Origin of the sequence: Microcosmobacter mediterraneus (genome assembly GCF_031846265.1) — a bacterium.
GTDB classification, from domain to species: domain Bacteria; phylum Bacteroidota; class Bacteroidia; order Flavobacteriales; family Flavobacteriaceae; genus Microcosmobacter; species Microcosmobacter mediterraneus.
The window spans coordinates 125985-144447 of sequence record NZ_JAVRIA010000003.1; the positions used below are offsets into that span (position 1 = coordinate 125985).

Genomic DNA, 18463 nt, shown 5'->3' on the forward strand with positions numbered 1-18463 from the left:
GAATGGCTTTTGAATGTATCCTTGTTGTAAAATCGATTACTAATGAAACAGACACTCTCTATATTAATGGTATTCTTATTTGCTTCTTTTTCTCATGCTCAAAATGATTATAAATCTCTTTGGGAAACTGTTGAAAAACATGAAAATGATGGCCTACCAAAATCTGCATTAAAAGTTGTTGAATCTATTGCTGAACAAGCAAAAAAAGATCTTAATAAACCTCAGCAAATTAAAGTTTTACTTTATAAAAGTAAGTATGTGTTAACATTAGAAGAAGATGCACAACTAAAGATCATAAATGATTTTAAGGCTGAGATAAAAATAAATGAAGCACCTGTAAGCAATATTCTTGAGAACATGTTAGCTACCATGTATTGGCAATATTTTCAGCAGAATCGTTATCGTTTTTATAACCGTTCTAATACACAAACTAAAGTCGATAAAGCCGATTTTAGAACTTGGGATTTAAAAACCCTTTTTCAAGAAATAAAAATTTATTATCAAAAATCATTAGAGAATGGTCTTTTACTAAAGCAAGAGCGCTTGGTAGATTATGATATCTTACTACATAAAGCCACAGAATCTAAACGTTACAGACCAACACTCTATGATTTATTAGCTCATAACGCACTTGAGTTTTATAAAACAGACGAAAACAGTATTACCAAACCAACGTATCAGTTTAAAATTGATGATTTAAAATATCTAGGAGATAATAAAACGTTTCAAAGTTTAAACATTAACTCAAGAGATTCGTCATCGCTTCAATTAGAAGCATTAAAATTATATCAAAAACTCATCAAGTTTCATGCTAAAGATACCGAGTTTTATGCCTTAGCTGATGTAGATATACAGCGTTTAAAATTTGTAGCGCAGCATGCAACGTTTGGTTCTAAAGAAGACCATCATCTCAAGGCCTTAACTTCTGGTAGCAATTTATATAAAAACTCTGAAATTTCTAGCTGGTATAATTTTGAAATAGCTTCAATTTATGCAGAGGAAGGCAGAACATATAATACTAAAAAAGAAGACACTTGGAATAACCGTTGGAAGCTTAAAGAAGCATTAAAAATTTGTAATACTGTCATTGAAAGGCATCCAAGTTCTCGTGGTTCTGAGAATTGTAGAACTCTTAAGAATCTGCTGTTAATTGAAACACTTCAGCTCACTACAGAAAAGTATGTTCCTCTAAATAAACATTCAAGATTATTAGTTAGTTACACTAATATAAATAAGCTAAAATTTGAACTATTTAAGGTGAGTATAAACCAACTTGAAGAATTCAATAGCTTACGAAAAAAAGACGATAAACTAAAGTTTTTAAAATCTAAATCAGCAGTAAAAGACTGGGAGGAAACTTTAAAAAACGAAAGTGATTATCAAAACCATTTTACAGAAATTGTTATTCCTAAATTAGATAATGGTATTTATATAATACTTGCTAAAACCAATAATAATCAAAACATATTTGCAGTATCTGAGCTTCATGTTACTAATATGGCATTGGTCGAAAAAGCAGAGAATAAAAAGCATGTTTACCAACTTATCAATCGTAATGATGGTTCGCCAATCTCTGGTGCAACAATAAACATGCAATATAAAATTAACTACAATTCCTCTTCAAAAACTAGAGCATATACAACGGATTCCAAAGGTCAGTTTACAGTTTCAAAACCTAATGCTTCGCGTTATTACCAGATAAAGTTTGATGCCAATTATAACGAAGAGAAAGGTTTCTTTAACAACTTTAACATGTATCGTTCTTACAGAGATAGAGACGATAATGACACAAAGCACAACGGATTTTTATTTACAGATCGAAGTATTTATAGACCTGGACAAACTGTATTTTTTAAAGGTATTGTGATGTCTACTAAGGACGAAAAATCCTCTGTTGTTAATAATGAAACTGTGACTGTGCAGCTAAAAAATGTAAATCATGAACAACTCAAAGAACTAACGTTTAAGACCAATGCTTTTGGCTCTTTTCATGGTGAATTTATCTTACCAAATGATGGTTTAACAGGTGAGTTTCATTTACAAGTTAGAGGTCGAAAAGACTTGAACGTTTATCATTATTTTTCAGTAGAAGAATACAAGCGTCCAAAGTTTGAAACCAAATTTAATCCTGTAACTAAGCTTTATAAAGTTAACGACAGCGTTACAGTAAAAGGTAATGCGCTTGCTTATGCAGGAAGCGCTATTACAGATGCCAAAGTGGTTTACAGAGTTACACGAAAAGTTCAGTATCCTAATTGGTATTATTGGAGACGTCCTTACTTTAGTTCTCAACCTCAAGAAATAACCTTTGGCGAAAGCATTACTGATGATTCTGGAAATTTTGAAATCACCTTTAAAGCCTTACCAGACGATACAGTAGACAAAACTAGTTTGCCAATATTTCAATACGAAGTCACAGCAGATGTTACAGATATAAATGGCGAAACCAGAAGCGCCACAACTATAGTTAATGTAGGTTATCATGCCATGACTGCCTCAATCTCAGTTGACCCTCAACTAGATAAAACGAAGAAAAATAATACGCTTACTATTGAAACCAAAAATCTTAATGGTGAAGTTGTTGAGGCTAAAGGAACACTCAAGATTTACAAATTACAAGCACCAAAAACGGTATTAAGAAATAGACCTTGGCAAGCTCCTGACTATCAAGAATTGTCTCAGTCTGAATTCAAAACACTGTTTCCACATGATGCTTACAATAATGAAAGTAACCCTCAATTTTGGAAAAAAGGCGATTTGTTTTTCGAAACTAGTTTTGACACTGAAACCTCTAGAGAAATAGCACTTGGCAAACTAAAAAAATGGCAATCTGGTTTATACACCATCATCCTTGAAAGCGAAGATAATTTTGGGCAAGCTGTAAAAGCAGAATCTAGAACGACGTTATATAGTACTGATGACAATACATTAGCTGATAACGCCTTATTTAATATCACTACCAATAAAAACAGTTATACTATTGGCGAAACGGTTTCTGTAACGATTGGGTCTTCAGCTACAACGACAGTAACTCTAGAAGTAGAAAAAGATCAAAAGGTTATTAGCTCCTATATCATCCCACTAAACAATAACAAAAAAACCATAACCATTCCTGTTACTGAAGCAGATTTTGGTGGTTTTGTAGTGCATTATAGCTTCTCGGCTTTTAATGGCTATCAAAGTGGTAGCAAGTTCATTACTGTACCTTATCCAAAAACAAACTTAGAGATTGAAACCACAACTTTTAGAGACAAGCTACAACCAGGAACAGACGAGACCTGGAGTTTTAAAATTAAAGGGCCAAAAGGCGAACAAGTAAGTGCTGAGCTATTAGCAAGTATGTACGATGCCTCTTTAGACCAGTTTAAAACGCACCAATGGCAATTCAACCCAATCCAGCGACCAACCTATTACAGCACTAGTCGTTGGAATGCCAATCATAGTTTTGGCAATAAAAACTTTAGAGTTTATAATACTATAAATGCCTATTATAACTTTAAACAACAATCCTATGACCAACTCAATTGGTTTGGGTTTTATTTTGGGAATATCTACGAACTAAAAGACAACTATTACAGAGGTTCTGTTTTAAGTAAAAATAGATCATTGAATGAAGAAGATCTACCAAATGCTGAATTCGTGCAAACATTAAGTGGTCAAGTTGCTGGTCTTAATATAACCAGTGATTCAGGACAACCAGGTGGTAACTCTTCAGTCCAATTGCGAGGCGTTTCTTCCATTAATGGTAATTCTGAACCTTTATTCATTATTGATGGAGTTTCTGTTGATGAAAAAACTTTTAAAGCATTAAGTAAAGATGAGGTAAAGGAAATTAAAGTACTCAAAGACTCTAAAGCTTTAGCTATATATGGTATTAAAGGGAAAAACGGAGTAATAATAATTACAACTGTTAACGGAAACTTTAAAGTCGCTAACTTCGATAACATCAAAATCCGTAAAAACCTTCAGGAAACAGCCTTTTTCTTTCCACAATTACAAACCGATGCAGAAGGTCATGTAAGTTTTAATTTTACCACACCAGAAGCTTTAACCCAATGGAAATTACAATTGTTAGCACATACTAAAACCTTAGAAAGTGCAACAACAACCTTGGAAGCCGTAACTCAAAAAGAGCTCATGGTTATACCTAATACACCTCGTTTCCTAAGACAAGGTGATCAAATTACAATCAGTACAAAAATTGCTAATCTTACTGATAAGGAACTTAAAGGTGTTGCTATACTTCAACTCTTTGATGCTATAACTGGAGAATCTATAGATCATAAATTATCTAATTCTTATAACGACTTAGGCTTCTCAGTTTCTGCAAAAGGGAATACAAATGTGGTTTGGAATTTAGATATTCCTAATTCCATTAACGCAGTTCAATATAAAATAATTGCAAAATCTGGCGATTTTAGTGATGGTGAACAAAACGCTTTACCTGTACTTTCCAATAGAATGTTGGTTACTGAAACATTACCTATGTGGATACGTTCTAACGAAACGAGAACATTTACTTTAGATAAACTCAAAACCAACACCTCGACAACGTTAAAGCATCATAAGTTAACTTTAGAAATGACTTCTAATCCTGCTTGGTATGCTGTGCAAGCGTTACCTTATTTAATGGAATATCCATACGATTGCAACGAACAAACCTTTAGTAGGTATTATGCTAATGCTTTAGCCAGTCATGTCGCAAATTCTAATCCTAGACTACAAGAGGTGTTTAATCAATGGAGGAATACAGATGCGCTTATCTCAAATTTAGAAAAGAATGAAGAATTGAAGTCTATCCTAATTCAAGAAACACCTTGGTTACGCGATGCCCAAAGTGAAACGGAACAAAAGAAACGCATTGGCTTGTTATTCGATCTTAATAAAATGAATAGTGAGCTTAGTAAAGCGTTACGCAAGCTCAAACAAAACCAAATGAATAATGGTGCATGGCCTTGGTTTAAAGGTGGTTATGCTAATCGTTATATTACTCAACACATTATCACAGGATTTGGACATTTAAAGCAACTTTCTGTCATTCAGAGCGACAGCGAAGAATCTATGATCAAAAAAGCCATTCAATATTTAGATAATGAATTTGTAAAAGAATACCACAACTTAAAGAAATACAATAAGAATGTTGACTTAAGTAAAGATCATTTAAGCTACACGCAGTTACATTACCTCTATATGCGAAGCTTCTTTAAAGACATAAAAGTGTCTGAAGAAGTACAGGATATAATGGATTATTACCACAATCAAGTCAAAGACTATTGGTTATCACGTTCATTATATGCCAAAGGTTTAATGACGTTGATTACACACAGAAACAAAGACACAAGTACTGCAACAAAAATTTTAAAATCATTAAAAGAAACAAGTATCAACTCAGAAGAATTAGGCATGTATTGGAAAGCGAATACTGCGTCTTGGTATTGGTATCAAGCACCTATTGAAACGCAAGCGTTACTCATTGAAGCTTTTGCAGAAGCAGGAACTGTAATCCAGAACGAAGCGAAGAACCTTGAAACTATTGATAACCTTAAGATTTGGTTACTAAAAAACAAACAAACCAGTCGATGGAAAACTACAAAGGCAACCACTGAAGCTGTTTACGCTTTGTTGCTTCAAGGGAGTGATTGGCTATCAGTATCAGAAGCCGTTGAAGTTTTGATTGGAGAAAGAAATATTGTACCTGAAAAGTTAGAAAATGTTACTGTTGAAGCAGGAACAGGTTATTACAAAACCTCATGGAATGCAAATGAAATTACTCCAGAAATGGCTAATGTAACATTAACTAAAAAAGGAAATGGTATAGCTTGGGGAAGTTTATATTGGCAATATTTTGAAGATTTGGATAACATAACGTCTGCTGATACACCATTAAGCTTAAAGAAGAAATTATTCCTAAAAAAGAATACAGATACAGGAGAACAAATCACAGAAGTAACTACAGAAACTAATCTAGAAGTTGGCGATTTAGTTCGTGTTCGAATAGAATTACAAAGCGATCGTGATATGGAGTTTTTACATATGAAAGATATGCGTGCAGCTGGGCTAGAACCTGTTAATGTACTTTCCAAATACAAATGGCAAGATGGTTTAGGTTATTACGAAAGCACTAAAGACGCATCGACCAACTTCTTTTTTGATCGCCTACCAAAAGGTGTATATGTTTTTGAATACGATTTAAGAGTGAATAATGCTGGCAATATGAGCAATGGTATTACTACGATTCAAAGTATGTATGCACCAGAATTTTCGAGTCATAGTGAAGGGGTTAGAATTTCGGTAAAGTAAGTTACTTTTTGTTAGTAATTGTGTTGATAGACGACAAATCAACACAATTAAGTAGACTACATTTTACTTAATTTTAAAACATACTAACTAATAACTCTTTTATTATGAATCCAAAAGTTAAAATGATTCTAAGAATTCTTCTTGGTGTCTTCGTCCTAGTATTTGGTGTAAACAAGTTTCATAGCTTTTTACCAATGCCTGAGCTTTCAGGAGATGCAGCAGCTTATTTCGGTGCTTTAATGAACTCCAAGACCATGACCCTAGTTGCTATTGTAGAAATTGTAGCTGGTTTAGGTTTAATCTTTAATAAATATGGTGCACTATTAGCCTTGATACTTATGAGTGTTTCAGTAAATGCGGTTTTATTCCATGCAGTTCTCGATCCAGGTGGTATTGGTGGTGCAGCTCTATTGCTAGTTCTAAATGTACTCGTACTCATGGGTTACAAAGACAAATACAAAGACCTCTTAGCAGGCTAGATAAATAAAAGAGACGCTTTTTAAGCGTCTCTTTTATTTAATGTAATCTCTTTATTCTTGAAATAGACTGTTTAATCATTAGGTATTCGTTTCTTCAATAATAAGATTTGACCTAAATGACTTGATTGATGTTCCATAACATGAAACCAAGCCCAATAGTGATTCATATTGTCGTCAGATGTGTTTTGTGCTAACCATTGATCATCCTTATTCTTTAAATACTCTAGCGTTTTAGCCCTAACAGCTTCAAAGACCTCTAGATATTCTTGAACTTCTTTGCCTTTGAATTTTTTTTGAGCCTCTTTACCCATTGACATTGCTGTATTCCATTCTTCCTCCTCTTCTTCATTGAGTTCCCTGTTTTCAAACGTATAAACCTGATACAACTTTTCGGTTGCAGCTAAATGCATAATTAATGTACCAATGCTATTCGCGTTTTCATCTAGTAAAAAATCAATTTCTTCAGTATTTAAGTCTTTAACCGTTCGTTCAACTCTATTACTTAAATCGTTTAGCATGGACACTAAAACACCTACTTGTGGCGTAAAACCCTCTTCAGAACTAATTGTTCTCTGTGCATTTACAGTAATTGTAATTAAGAAAAAGGAGAAACCTATTAAAATCTTTTGCATAGCTAGTTGGCTTTAAGTTTAGAATAAAAGTAAGGCTAATAATCAACTGCTGTTGATGTATTAGTAACAATTTAACAAGATGCAATTCTACTTAGGCGGATATTGCGATAGGATTTTATTAACTAAAGCCACAAAAGCAGCTTCTCGTTTTTCAGGTTTAGCTTTAGGATTATAGGCGCTTTCGCTAACGGCTTGCCAAAAGAGATTAGTTCTATCTTTATCCACAAAATCTAATATTATTTCTCTATTAAGTTTAGACGACCCAATTGGGAAACCAATGGAAACACCTCCTCCAACATTTCGCCCACCACTTCCTACACCTACACCAACATTATTACCAGAGTTATTTCTAAATTCTTGACTTTTAACATCAATGTAGAAATCAGGATTTTCTGATAACGTATAACCTTTAGATGCCATAGCTGTATCTAAAGCAGCGATTAAACGTTTAAAATCTAATTCACTTAATCCAGACTTTATATCTGTAAAATAATTGTAGGTTTTATAAGATGTAAAGTCTGTTTTATTATCGTAGTCGTAGTTTACAGTTGCGCCACAGGACACTAATAGTAAGCTTAAAATAAGTACTTTCAGAAATCTCATTTTTATAAATTTTTGACTTAAAGATAATCAAAAATCAATCTTTACTATCTACAGATTTTGTTAAAGCTGAAGAAATAATACCTGTTGGTATGGCTACAATACCTAAACCTATGAGTAAAATGAAGAACGTAAAAATACGTCCTCCAACTGTTATAGGATATACATCTCCATAACCAACTGTTGTTAAAGTAACAATAGACCACCATAAACTTTCAAATACTGATGAGAAGTGTTGTGGTTGTGCTTCGTTTTCAAAATAATAAATACCAACGGCCGAAAAATAGATTAAAATTAGTGTTATAACCATAAAAAGAATAATCTGCTCTTTGGCAGCAATCATGGCTTGTGTAAATACACGCAAAGCTTTGTTGTAGCGTACTAATTTTAAGAGTCTAAATAACCTAAACATTCTCAATAATCTCAACGATCTTAAATCTACACCAAAGGATAAATAAAACGGTAGAATAGCAAAAAGATCTATGAGTCCGAAAAAGCTAAAAACAAACTTAATTTTTTTATCTGCTATATAAATTCTTGCTAAATATTCTATAGTAAAAACGATAACACAAAACAATTCTATGAGATGTAAGATTTGCTTTGATTGGATAGTTAAATTTGGTAAGGTCTCTATCGAAAAGGTAATAACAGATAGAATAATTAAAAACTGAATACCATAAGCAAATGCTCTTCCTAAACTAGAATCATTGCTATCAATAATATTTCTAATTTTTTCTTTCAGGATAAAATTATTAATGGTTTAACATACTCCAAAGCTGGTCTTTCAACTCTGTGATACCTTTTTGTGCCACGGAAGATATAAAACAATATTTTATAGGCAAAGTCTTATCTAATTCTATCTTTAATTCTGCTTGCAATTCATCATCTAACATATCACTTTTAGAGATTGCAATAAAACGTTCTTTATCTAACATCTCAGGATTATAACGCCTCAGTTCATCTAGAAGAATGTCGTATTGCTTTGCAATATCGTCTGCATCTGCAGGAATTAAAAACAATAGTATTGAGTTACGCTCTATATGTCTTAAAAAATAATGCCCAAGCCCTTTTCCTTCGGCAGCACCTTCAATGATTCCAGGAATATCTGCCATAACAAAGGTCTGATAATCTCGATACTCTACGATGCCTAGATTTGGTTTCAAGGTCGTAAATTCGTAATCGGCAATTTTTGGTTTTGCAGAAGTAATTACAGATAAGAGTGTTGATTTACCTGCATTAGGAAAACCAACTAAACCAACATCTGCTAAAACTTTCATTTCTAAAGTTATGCGCTTTTCTTCTAGAGGTTTTCCTGGTTGTGCATAACGTGGTGTTTGGTTTGTAGAACTTTTAAAATGCCAATTTCCACGTCCTCCCATTCCGCCTTCACAGATAATTTTCTCTTCACCATCATCAGTGATTTCAAAAAGTATGTTGTCCGTTTCTGTGTCTCTTACAACAGTACCTAAAGGGACATCAATATATACATCCTCACCATCAGCTCCTGTACTTCTACTTTTACTACCATGTCCTCCATGACCTGCTTTAAAGTGCTTTTTAAATTTAAGATGATATAAGGTCCAAAGATTTGAGTTTCCTCTTAAGATTACATGACCACCTCGCCCACCATCACCTCCATCTGGTCCTCCTTTAGTGATGTATTTTTCGCGATGTAAATGCACTGAGCCTTTACCTCCATTTCCGGAAGCAACGTAAACTTTTACATAATCAACAAAATTTCCTTCTGTCATGTTAATTTCCTGCGAAAACAGTAATCTTTTTTAGTAGTGAATATAATTAAGTTTCCTGCTTTTTACAGGAATAATAAAACTTACAAACTATCGATAACTTTACTTAAACGAATCGTAATCTCTTCAATAGAGCCAACACCATCTACTCCAAAATACTTGTTCTGCTTTGAGTAAAAATCCTTTAAAATCGCTGTTTTATTGTAGTATTCCTTTATACGGTTTCTAATAATGTTCTCGTCAGCATCATCAGATCTTCCGCTAGTTTTACCGCGTTCTAAAAGTCGTTGCACTAATATTTCATCATCAACTTCTAGAGCAATCATGGCATTTATTTGAGAGTCTTTAGAATCCATTAGGCTTGCTAATGCTTCAGCTTGTGCATTTGTTCTTGGAAATCCGTCAAAAATAAATCCACTTGCATCTGCATTCTTTTCAACTTCAGCATTGAGCATATCTATAGTAACTTCATCAGGTACTAATTCCCCTTTATCCATAAACGATTTTGCCAACATGCCAAGAGCAGTTTCATTTTTTATGTTAAACCTAAAAACATCTCCTGTAGATATATGCACTAAATCGTACTTTGTTTTTAGAAAATTAGCTTGAGTTCCTTTTCCTGCTCCAGGAGGTCCGAATAATACAATATTCGTCATATGCTGCGTTGTTTTTAATTGATAAATTTCAGGTAAATCGCGTCCTAATCCATCGTAATCTAAACCATAGCCAATAATGAATTTATTAGGAATTTCTTTACCTATATAATGTAATTTAAAGTCTTTTTTGTAAGCATCAGGTTTAAAAAATAATGTTGCAATTTTAAGTGCTTTAACTTTCTCATTTTTAAAAATCCTATATACTTCAGCTAAAGTTTTACCAGAATCAATAATATCTTCTAAAATCACAACTGTTCTATCTGTAAGATCCTGAGTTATACCTATAAGACGTTGGATATCTTCAGAAGATTTTAACCCTTCATAAGATGCTAATTTTATAAATGTGACTTCACAAGGTTTAGGATACTTTTTTACAAAATCACTAACAAACATGAAAGATCCATTAAGTATACCTACAAACACAGGGATTTCCTCACCAAGATCATTAGCAATCTCATTCACTAAGTTTTGAACTATAGAATCTACTTCCGCCTCAGGAATAAATGGTTTAAAATATAAATCGTGAAGCTTTATCACTTGTCTTTAAATTTTGAGAAATGCAAAGATAATCAATTGATTGTCTATAGACACTTTTTGCTGTGCAATTTTACAATTTTAAAGCATAATTAGCTTATTTTTGTATTGAGTTATTTCGATTATTATAGATCTCTGTCTCGGCAGAAAAATACGTATGAATTACTTTTCTTCAGACTTTACTTTAGGTATTTTAGGTGGTGGCCAACTTGGCAAAATGTTACTTACTGAAACGCGCCAATTAGATATAACTTCTAAAGTTTTAGATCCAAGTGCCAAAGCACCTTGCAGAATTGCTTGTAACACATTTATACAAGGTGATTTAATGGATTTTGATACTGTAGTTAATTTTGGACAAGACGTAGATGTACTTACTATTGAGATTGAAAATGTTAATGTTAATGCACTAGAAAGTCTTGAAAAACAAGGGAAAATTGTATATCCTAGCTCCAAAACGCTGAGAACTATCCAAAATAAAGGACGACAAAAGTTATTCTATAGAGATCACAATATACCTACTGCAAATTTTACAAGATTTGCTTACACTTCTGAAATTAATGATGCTATTCTAAATAATACTGTTAACCTTCCATTTATCTGGAAAAGCACTCAGTTTGGTTATGATGGCACTGGAGTTAAAGTTGTACGATCTGAAGATGATTTATCTAGCCTACCAAATGTAGAGTGTATTGTTGAAGATCTTATAGACTTTAAAAATGAAATAGCTGTTATAGTTTCGAGATCGTCTAACGGAGAGGTTAAAACTTATCCTTTAGTAGAAATGGAATTTCATCCTGAAGCCAACCAAGTAGAATATGTTATTTGCCCAGCTCGTTTAGATCCATCTATAGCTAAAAAAGCAAATGACATTGCACTAAAAGTCTCAAACGCCTTTGAACACGTAGGCTTATTGGCTGTTGAACTATTTTTAACTAAAGACAATACTATTTTAGTTAATGAAGTTGCTCCAAGACCTCATAATTCTGGGCATTATTCTATAGAAGCTAGTTACACATCACAGTTTCAACAACACATTAGAGCAATTTTAGGATTACCTCTTGGAAAGACAGAAAGTAAAGTTGCAGGAGTTATGGTTAATCTTGTTGGTGCAGAAGGTCATACAGGAAATGTTATCTATAAAAATTTAGACACTATATTAGAAATGGATGGTGTATCGCCACATATTTATGGTAAAAAACAAACAAGACCTTTTAGAAAAATGGGACATGTTACCATTATAAATAAAAATGTAAATGAAGCACGTAAAATTGCTGAAGACGTTAAAAAAAAGATAGAAGTAATTAGCGATAAAACTAACTAATATCATGAGTAAAGTAGGAATAATAATGGGAAGTAAAAGCGATTTGCCAGTAATGCAAGACGCTATCGATATTTTAAAACAACTTAATATTGAAACCGAAGTAGATATTGTTTCAGCACATCGTACGCCAAACAAAATGTTTGATTATGGCAACAATGCACATCTTAGAGACATTTCGGTAATTATTGCTGGTGCAGGAGGCGCAGCACATTTACCAGGAATGATTGCTTCACTTTCTCCACTTCCAGTAATTGGAGTCCCTGTTAAGAGTAGTAACTCTATAGATGGATGGGATTCTGTGCTTTCCATACTACAAATGCCTGGAGGTGTACCTGTAGCAACTGTAGCGTTAAATGGTGCTAAAAATGCAGGTATTTTAGCAGCACAAATATTAGGTAGCACAAACTCACAAATTAGAAAGCGTATCATTGCTTTTAAGGAAGAATTAAAACAAAAAGTACACGATTCAGCAAAGTCTTTAAACTAAAAAACCTCGAATAAAATTCGAGGTTTAGAGCTATTAATCAATAATTTGTTAGAGTTGTTAAACGCTCTAATAAAATTATAGTGCAAAAGTAAACATATATTTTGAAATGGCTTACCAAAAAATTAGTTAAAATTCACAATATCAACAAACTAGTAAGAAAAATAATACGAGAATAACACCACACTATTTTCATGAATATCTTAACATCAACATTTTCAACAGCATACAATACAGCACCATTTTCTAAAATTAATACCGAAGATTTTCTTCCAGCAATTAAAACATTAATTGCAGACACCAAGTCAGAAATTTTTAATATAAGCAGTAACTCCGAAAGTCCAACATTTCAGAATACTATTGAAGCTTTAGAATTTTCTGGTCAGCAATTAGATAGAGTTACTAGTATCTTTTTTAATTTGAATTCTGCTGAAACCAATGAAACTATTCAGAATATAGCACAGCAGATTTCTCCATTACTCTCAGAATTTAGTAATGATATTACTTTAAATGAAGATTTATTTAAACGTGTAAAATCAGTTTACGATTCAAAATCGGAATTAAATCTTACTACTGAACAAAACACATTACTTACAAAAAAGTATAAAAGCTTTTCTCGCAATGGCGCAAATTTATCTGAATCTGATAAAACTAAGTTAAGAGCAATCGATAAAGAACTGAGTCAGTTAAAGCTGAAATTTGGCGAGCATGTTCTCGCAGAAACTAATGCTTTTGAGTTAACTATAACAGAAGAAACTCAGTTGAATGGTTTACCTGAAGGTACTAAGGAAGCTGCAAGACAATTAGCAGAGTCTAAAGGAAAGCAAGGTTGGCTTATTACTTTAGATTATCCTAGTTACATTCCGTTTATGACCTATGCAGAAGATAGAAGTTTGCGAAAAAAGCTCTCGATGGCTTTTGGTAGCAAAGCTTTTAAAAATGATGATAACGATAACCAAAATATTGTTCTAAAAATAGCGAACTTAAGGTATCAGCGTGCACAACTTTTAGGCTATAAATCTCATGCACATTTTGTGCTAGAGGAACGCATGGCAGAAACACCTGAAAAGGTCAATACTTTCCTAAATAATCTATTAGAAAAAGCCAAACCTGCAGCATTAAAAGAATTTAATAATCTTGAAACTTTTGCAAAAGACTTAGATCAAATAGATCGTTTAGAAAAATGGGATTCGGCCTACTATTCAGAAAAGCTAAAACAAAAATTATTTAGCTTAGTTGATGAACAATTAAAACCTTATTTTAAGCTAGAACATGTTATTGAAGGTGCATTTAAAGTGGCTGAGAAATTATTTGGACTAAGATTTAAACAGGTAGATACCATAGATAAATATCATGAGGAAGTTAAGACTTATGAAGTTTTAGATTCAGATGATAACCTCATCTCTATTTTCTATGCCGATTTTTTCCCAAGAGCTGGTAAACGCAATGGAGCATGGATGACATCTTATAAACCTCAAATGATAAAAAATAACAAGAATGAAAGACCACATGTATCTATTGTATGTAACTTCACAAAACCTACGAAAAGCAAACCATCACTACTAACATTTAATGAAGTAACAACCTTATTCCATGAGTTTGGTCATGCTTTGCATGGTATGCTAGCTAATACAACCTATCCTAGCTTATCTGGAACCAACGTGCATTGGGATTTTGTAGAATTACCAAGTCAGATATTAGAAAATTGGTGCTATGAAAAAGAAACTTTAGAACTCTTTGCAACCCATTATGAAACAGGAGAACTTATTCCGATGGATTTAATAGAAAAAATAAAAGCATCGTCAACGTTTCATGAAGGTATGCAAACGTTACGACAAATAAGTTTTGGATTATTAGATATGAGTTGGCATAGTACAGATCCTTCAAACATTACAGACGTTAAAGCCCATGAAGTTGAAGCCTTTAAGGATACTAGATTATATCCTAATGTGGAAGAGAATTGCATGAGTACATCGTTTTCACATATTTTTCAAGGCGGTTATTCTTCTGGCTATTATAGTTATAAATGGGCTGAAGTATTAGATGCTGATGCTTTTGAATATTTTAAAGACCAAGGTATTTTTAATAAAAAAGTTGCCGATAAGTTTAAACTATTTGTTCTATCACAAGGTGGTACCGAAAACCCAATGGCCTTATATAAACGCTTTAGAGGACAGGAACCAAAGCCAGAGGCTCTATTAAGACGTGCTGGGCTTTTAGTGAAATAAGTTTAAGTATTTATTCGTTTAGCTTTTATGAAGCTAATTAAGTATCTAGGACATGCCACTATAATTACTCTTTTAACGGTTTTAACTCAAGTTGGAGGATTAGTATGGCTTTTAGCACTTATTTTATCTTATAAACTTAAAAGGAAAAAAAGATATCTATTCCCACTACTCTACTTAGTTTTTAACTTAGTATTGATTCCTCCCATGGCAAAAACATTTGGTAGAGAACAACTCCCAATTTTCCATAAAACTTTAGAACCAATCAATTGGTTTTATCCTTTAACGTTTAGAAATTATGTAACACCTGAGTTAAAAGCATTATTAATTGAAGCATCTAAATCTTCTCAATTAAACGCCTATAAAATAATTTATTTAGATGCAAATTTCCCATTCATTGATGGATTTCCTTTACTTCCTCATCGAAGTCATAATGATGGAAAAAAAATTGATATTGCTTTCTTATATAATATTGAAAATGGCACTATCACAAATAACAAACCTTCAAACTCTGGTTATGGCATATTTGTTAATTCTGATCAAAGAATATCTAGAACATGTAAAGAACTAGGCTATTGGCATTATGATATTACTAAATATCTAACTTTTGGTTCAACTAAAAACTTAAAGTTCAATCAAAAAGGTACAGCACAATTAATTAAAGAATTATTAAGCCATTCTGAAACTGATAAGATTTTCATTGAGCCTTACCTAAAAAATAATTTAGTTTTGAATAAATACTCAAAAATCAGATTTCACGGCTGCCAAGCTGTTAGACATGATGATCATATTCATTTACAAATAAAATAAACTTTCAATAATTATTGAAAGTTTAAAAAATTAATAGTATATTTGTACTATGAATTACGATGATGCAAAAATAAAGTTCATTAGCACTTGGGGAAGTTTAGGCTCACTTTGGGGAATAAATAAAGCCATGGCTCAAATACAAGCCCTGCTTTTTATTTCCACGAAACCCCTTTCCATGGAGGATATTATGGAAGATTTAAAGATCTCTAGAGGTAACACAAGTATGAACTTAAGACAGCTTATGGATTGGGGAATTGTTACTAAAGAACTAGTTCCTGGAGAACGTAAAGAGTTTTTTACCACCGAAAAAGATGTACAAGAATTAGCTAGAGTAATTGCAAAAGAAAGAAGTAGAAGAGAGATAAAACCTGTGATTAAAGTACTCAAAGAAGTATCTTCAATAAAAGACGATGGTTCTGCAAAAACTAAAGAATTGATTAAACAGACTAAAGCTTTACATAACTTAACGCAAGATGCAGATAATATGATTAACAAATTGGTAGAACAAAAACAAAATTGGCTCACAAAGTCTGTTCTTAAACTTATGAAATAATCATAAATTTTTTAAATCTAACTTTCAATTTTTTCTGAATGTTTAAAACATATAAAAAATGAAATACATATACTACACCAATAAATTTGTCATTATTACAACTGCTATTCTTTATTTAACGTTATACTTAGGTTTATATGCTCAAATAGTTTTAGGCTTTGTTCAAATTATAAGCTCATTACTTTTATTATTTCATTGGAAACTATTTTCAAAAAAATCTAAGTCTAGACTTTACTGCTACTACACAATCACAATCACTTATGGATTATGTTGGTTGTTTGATTGGCCATTATTTAATTCTATGCTTTTTGGCATAATCGCCATTATTATCATTCCTATGAGTATAGCAACATACTTCTTTATAACATTAAGTAATATTTATAAATCATGAAAACATTACAACATCAAACATTGCTTTACGATGAAGATTGTCCATTATGCAATCTATACACTAATGGCTTTATAAAAAGTAAAATGCTAGATAAAAATGGCAGAAAACCGTTCTCAAAATTATCTATTGAAGAACAAAACTTTATTGACATAGAAAGAGCTTCAAACGAAATTGCATTAATAGACACTAAACACAACACTGTAATTTATGGCATAGATAGTCTTCTCAAAGTACTAGGAAACTCGATGCCTTGGATAGCGTTTATTGGACATTTAAAACCCGTAAAACATGGTCTTAAAAAACTATATTCATTTATATCCTATAACAGAAAAGTTATTATACCTAATAAAAAATCTTCTGAGAATGTTTTAGAATGCGTACCTAGTTTTAATTATAAATATCGCTTATTCTACATCATTTTTAGTCTACTTATTACAAACTTGGCTCTTTTCAATTTTAGCAGTTTACTACCAAATATCTTAGAAACTAACTTCATTATAGAAGGTGTAATTACTACAGGTCAAATTATATTTCAGTTACTGTTTATAACGTCATTAAAAATTAAACAAAAGTTCAATTACATAGGAAATCTAATGACTGTTTCTTTAGCTGGCAGTTTACTGCTCCTTGTTATGCTCGGATTAAATGCTGTTTTTGGCTTGAATCAATTAACCATCGTTTTAGGATTTTTAATAATAGTGTCTTTAATGTTTTTAGAGCATCAAAGGAGAGTTACACTATTAGACTTTCCAAAACATCTTAGCTATACATGGATCTTATATAGAATACTAGTTCTAATATTAATTTTAAATTTTTAAATGATGAAAACTATAGTAATTGCAGGTGGTACGGGATTTTTAGGGTCAGTATTAGAGCATTATTTATCTCACAAAGATTATGATATAAAAATATTGACACGTAAACCAACAAAGCCAAACCACATCTATTGGAATGGTAAAGATCTAGGCAAATGGTGTAAAAGTCTGGAACAGATTTTTGCATTGATTAATCTTTCTGGTAAATCGGTAGATTGTCGTTATACAGATAAAAACAAAAAACGTATTTACGATTCGCGAATAGATTCTACCAACACTTTAGGTTTGGCTATTAATCTATGTGATCATCCTCCTAAAATTTGGTTAAATGCATCAACTGCAACCATATACAGACATTCTGAAGATATGCTAATGACAGAAGATAACGGTGAAATAGGTAACGATTTTTCCATGAACATTGCTAAGTCTTGGGAATACGAGTTTAATAATATTGTTACACCAAAAACAAGAAAAGTGATACTTAGAACCTCTATAGTATTAGGTAAAAATGGTGGTGCATTAAAAGTTTTAAAATCTTTAACTAATTTATTCTTAGGAGGAAGACAAGGCTCTGGACAGCAAAAAGTAAGCTGGATTCATGAAAATGATTTTGCTCGTGCTGTACATTTTATTATCAATAATAAAACTACAGTAGGAGTTTATAATATTACAGCACCAAAGCCTACAAATAATAGTACTTTAATGAAGCGTTTAAGACATTATTTAAATATTCCTTTTGGGATTAATCATTCCAAATGGCTTTTAGAGTTAGGTGCTTTTTTTATTGGTACAGAAACCGAATTAGTATTAAAAAGTAGAAACGTAATTCCGAAACGTCTTTTAAAAGAAGGCTTCTGTTTTAAATATAAATCTATTGAAAGCGCCTTAAAATCCTTGTGTTAAGATATTAGAAGA

The 18463-nt window shown here is 32.2% G+C and carries 15 protein-coding genes; 10 read left to right on the forward strand and 5 right to left on the reverse strand.

Translation table 11 applies throughout. The features are described 5' to 3' along the window. The first annotated feature begins 42 nt into the window (after positions 1-42). Complete coding sequence (locus RM697_RS07105) at positions 43-6300, forward strand: alpha-2-macroglobulin family protein (RefSeq protein WP_311427175.1); 6258 nt, start codon at positions 43-45, stop codon at positions 6298-6300. A gap of 104 nt (positions 6301-6404) precedes the next feature. After that, positions 6405-6779, forward strand: a complete 375-nt coding sequence (locus RM697_RS07110; protein WP_311427176.1) for a DoxX family membrane protein — start codon at positions 6405-6407, stop codon at positions 6777-6779. A gap of 71 nt (positions 6780-6850) precedes the next feature. Here the strand turns inward: RM697_RS07110 and RM697_RS07115 are convergent, their stop codons facing one another. From RM697_RS07115 to RM697_RS07135, 5 genes are all read right to left on the reverse strand, one after another. Further along, positions 6851-7411, reverse strand: coding sequence for a DinB family protein (locus RM697_RS07115; protein ID WP_311427177.1), 561 nt, complete (start codon positions 7409-7411; stop codon positions 6851-6853). 87 nt (positions 7412-7498) lie between these two features. After that, positions 7499-8014: a DUF4136 domain-containing protein gene (locus tag RM697_RS07120; RefSeq protein WP_311427178.1), complete on the reverse strand. Its 516-nt coding sequence runs from the start codon at positions 8012-8014 to the stop codon at positions 7499-7501. Between the two features lie 34 nt (positions 8015-8048). Continuing rightward, on the reverse strand, positions 8049-8768 hold the full coding sequence (locus RM697_RS07125) for an ion transporter (protein ID WP_311427391.1): 720 nt from the start codon (positions 8766-8768) through the stop codon (positions 8049-8051). Then, entirely contained in the window at positions 8764-9762 is a 999-nt protein-coding gene (gene obgE, locus RM697_RS07130) for a GTPase ObgE (RefSeq protein WP_311427179.1), read from the reverse strand. Before obgE ends, RM697_RS07125 begins: the two co-directional genes overlap by 5 nt. Before the next feature lie 80 nt (positions 9763-9842). Next, complete coding sequence (locus RM697_RS07135; RefSeq protein ID WP_311427180.1) at positions 9843-10952, reverse strand: adenylate kinase; 1110 nt, start codon at positions 10950-10952, stop codon at positions 9843-9845. Positions 10953-11106: 154 nt separating this feature from the next. Here RM697_RS07135 and RM697_RS07140 point away from each other — a divergent pair, with 154 nt between their 5' ends. The 8 genes from RM697_RS07140 (at position 11107) to RM697_RS07175 (ending at position 18451) form a co-directional block, all read left to right on the forward strand. Continuing rightward, positions 11107-12270, forward strand: a complete 1164-nt coding sequence (locus RM697_RS07140; protein WP_311427181.1) for a 5-(carboxyamino)imidazole ribonucleotide synthase — start codon at positions 11107-11109, stop codon at positions 12268-12270. 4 nt (positions 12271-12274) lie between these two features. Next, on the forward strand, positions 12275-12757 hold the full coding sequence (purE, locus tag RM697_RS07145) for a 5-(carboxyamino)imidazole ribonucleotide mutase (protein WP_311427182.1): 483 nt from the start codon (positions 12275-12277) through the stop codon (positions 12755-12757). Positions 12758-12948: 191 nt separating this feature from the next. Further along, complete coding sequence (locus RM697_RS07150; protein ID WP_311427183.1) at positions 12949-14982, forward strand: M3 family metallopeptidase; 2034 nt, start codon at positions 12949-12951, stop codon at positions 14980-14982. A 27-nt stretch (positions 14983-15009) separates the two neighbouring features. Continuing rightward, positions 15010-15789, forward strand: a complete 780-nt coding sequence (locus tag RM697_RS07155; RefSeq protein WP_311427184.1) for a hypothetical protein — start codon at positions 15010-15012, stop codon at positions 15787-15789. A 49-nt stretch (positions 15790-15838) separates the two neighbouring features. Continuing rightward, positions 15839-16342 carry a GbsR/MarR family transcriptional regulator gene (locus RM697_RS07160; RefSeq protein ID WP_311427185.1) on the forward strand — a complete coding sequence of 168 codons (504 nt, stop codon included), beginning with the start codon at positions 15839-15841 and terminating at the stop codon, positions 16340-16342. A 58-nt stretch (positions 16343-16400) separates the two neighbouring features. Then, the gene (locus RM697_RS07165; RefSeq protein ID WP_311427186.1) at positions 16401-16733 is read left to right on the forward strand and encodes a hypothetical protein; all 333 of its coding nucleotides are present in this window, start codon (positions 16401-16403) and stop codon (positions 16731-16733) included. Further along, positions 16730-17551 (forward strand): DCC1-like thiol-disulfide oxidoreductase family protein, encoded by an 822-nt coding sequence (locus RM697_RS07170; protein WP_311427187.1) that lies wholly within the window; start codon positions 16730-16732, stop codon positions 17549-17551. The genes RM697_RS07165 and RM697_RS07170 overlap by 4 nt, the downstream gene beginning before the upstream one ends. Before the next feature lie 3 nt (positions 17552-17554). Beyond that, positions 17555-18451: a TIGR01777 family oxidoreductase gene (locus RM697_RS07175; protein WP_311427188.1), complete on the forward strand. Its 897-nt coding sequence runs from the start codon at positions 17555-17557 to the stop codon at positions 18449-18451. Positions 18452-18463 lie beyond the last annotated feature (12 nt).

Coding starts and splice junctions, on each gene's coding strand:
- RM697_RS07150 (WP_311427183.1), top strand. CDS start 12,949: ATGAATATCTTAACATCAACATTTTCAACAGCATACAATACAGCACCA.
- RM697_RS07160 (WP_311427185.1), top strand. CDS start 15,839: ATGAATTACGATGATGCAAAAATAAAGTTCATTAGCACTTGGGGAAGT.
- RM697_RS07115 (WP_311427177.1), bottom strand. CDS start 7,411: ATGCAAAAGATTTTAATAGGTTTCTCCTTTTTCTTAATTACAATTACT.
- purE (WP_311427182.1), top strand. CDS start 12,275: ATGAGTAAAGTAGGAATAATAATGGGAAGTAAAAGCGATTTGCCAGTA.
- RM697_RS07105 (WP_311427175.1), top strand. CDS start 43: ATGAAACAGACACTCTCTATATTAATGGTATTCTTATTTGCTTCTTTT.
- obgE (WP_311427179.1), bottom strand. CDS start 9,762: ATGACAGAAGGAAATTTTGTTGATTATGTAAAAGTTTACGTTGCTTCC.
- RM697_RS07175 (WP_311427188.1), top strand. CDS start 17,555: ATGAAAACTATAGTAATTGCAGGTGGTACGGGATTTTTAGGGTCAGTA.
- RM697_RS07165 (WP_311427186.1), top strand. CDS start 16,401: ATGAAATACATATACTACACCAATAAATTTGTCATTATTACAACTGCT.
- RM697_RS07155 (WP_311427184.1), top strand. CDS start 15,010: ATGAAGCTAATTAAGTATCTAGGACATGCCACTATAATTACTCTTTTA.
- RM697_RS07170 (WP_311427187.1), top strand. CDS start 16,730: ATGAAAACATTACAACATCAAACATTGCTTTACGATGAAGATTGTCCA.
- RM697_RS07120 (WP_311427178.1), bottom strand. CDS start 8,014: ATGAGATTTCTGAAAGTACTTATTTTAAGCTTACTATTAGTGTCCTGT.
- RM697_RS07140 (WP_311427181.1), top strand. CDS start 11,107: ATGAATTACTTTTCTTCAGACTTTACTTTAGGTATTTTAGGTGGTGGC.
- RM697_RS07110 (WP_311427176.1), top strand. CDS start 6,405: ATGAATCCAAAAGTTAAAATGATTCTAAGAATTCTTCTTGGTGTCTTC.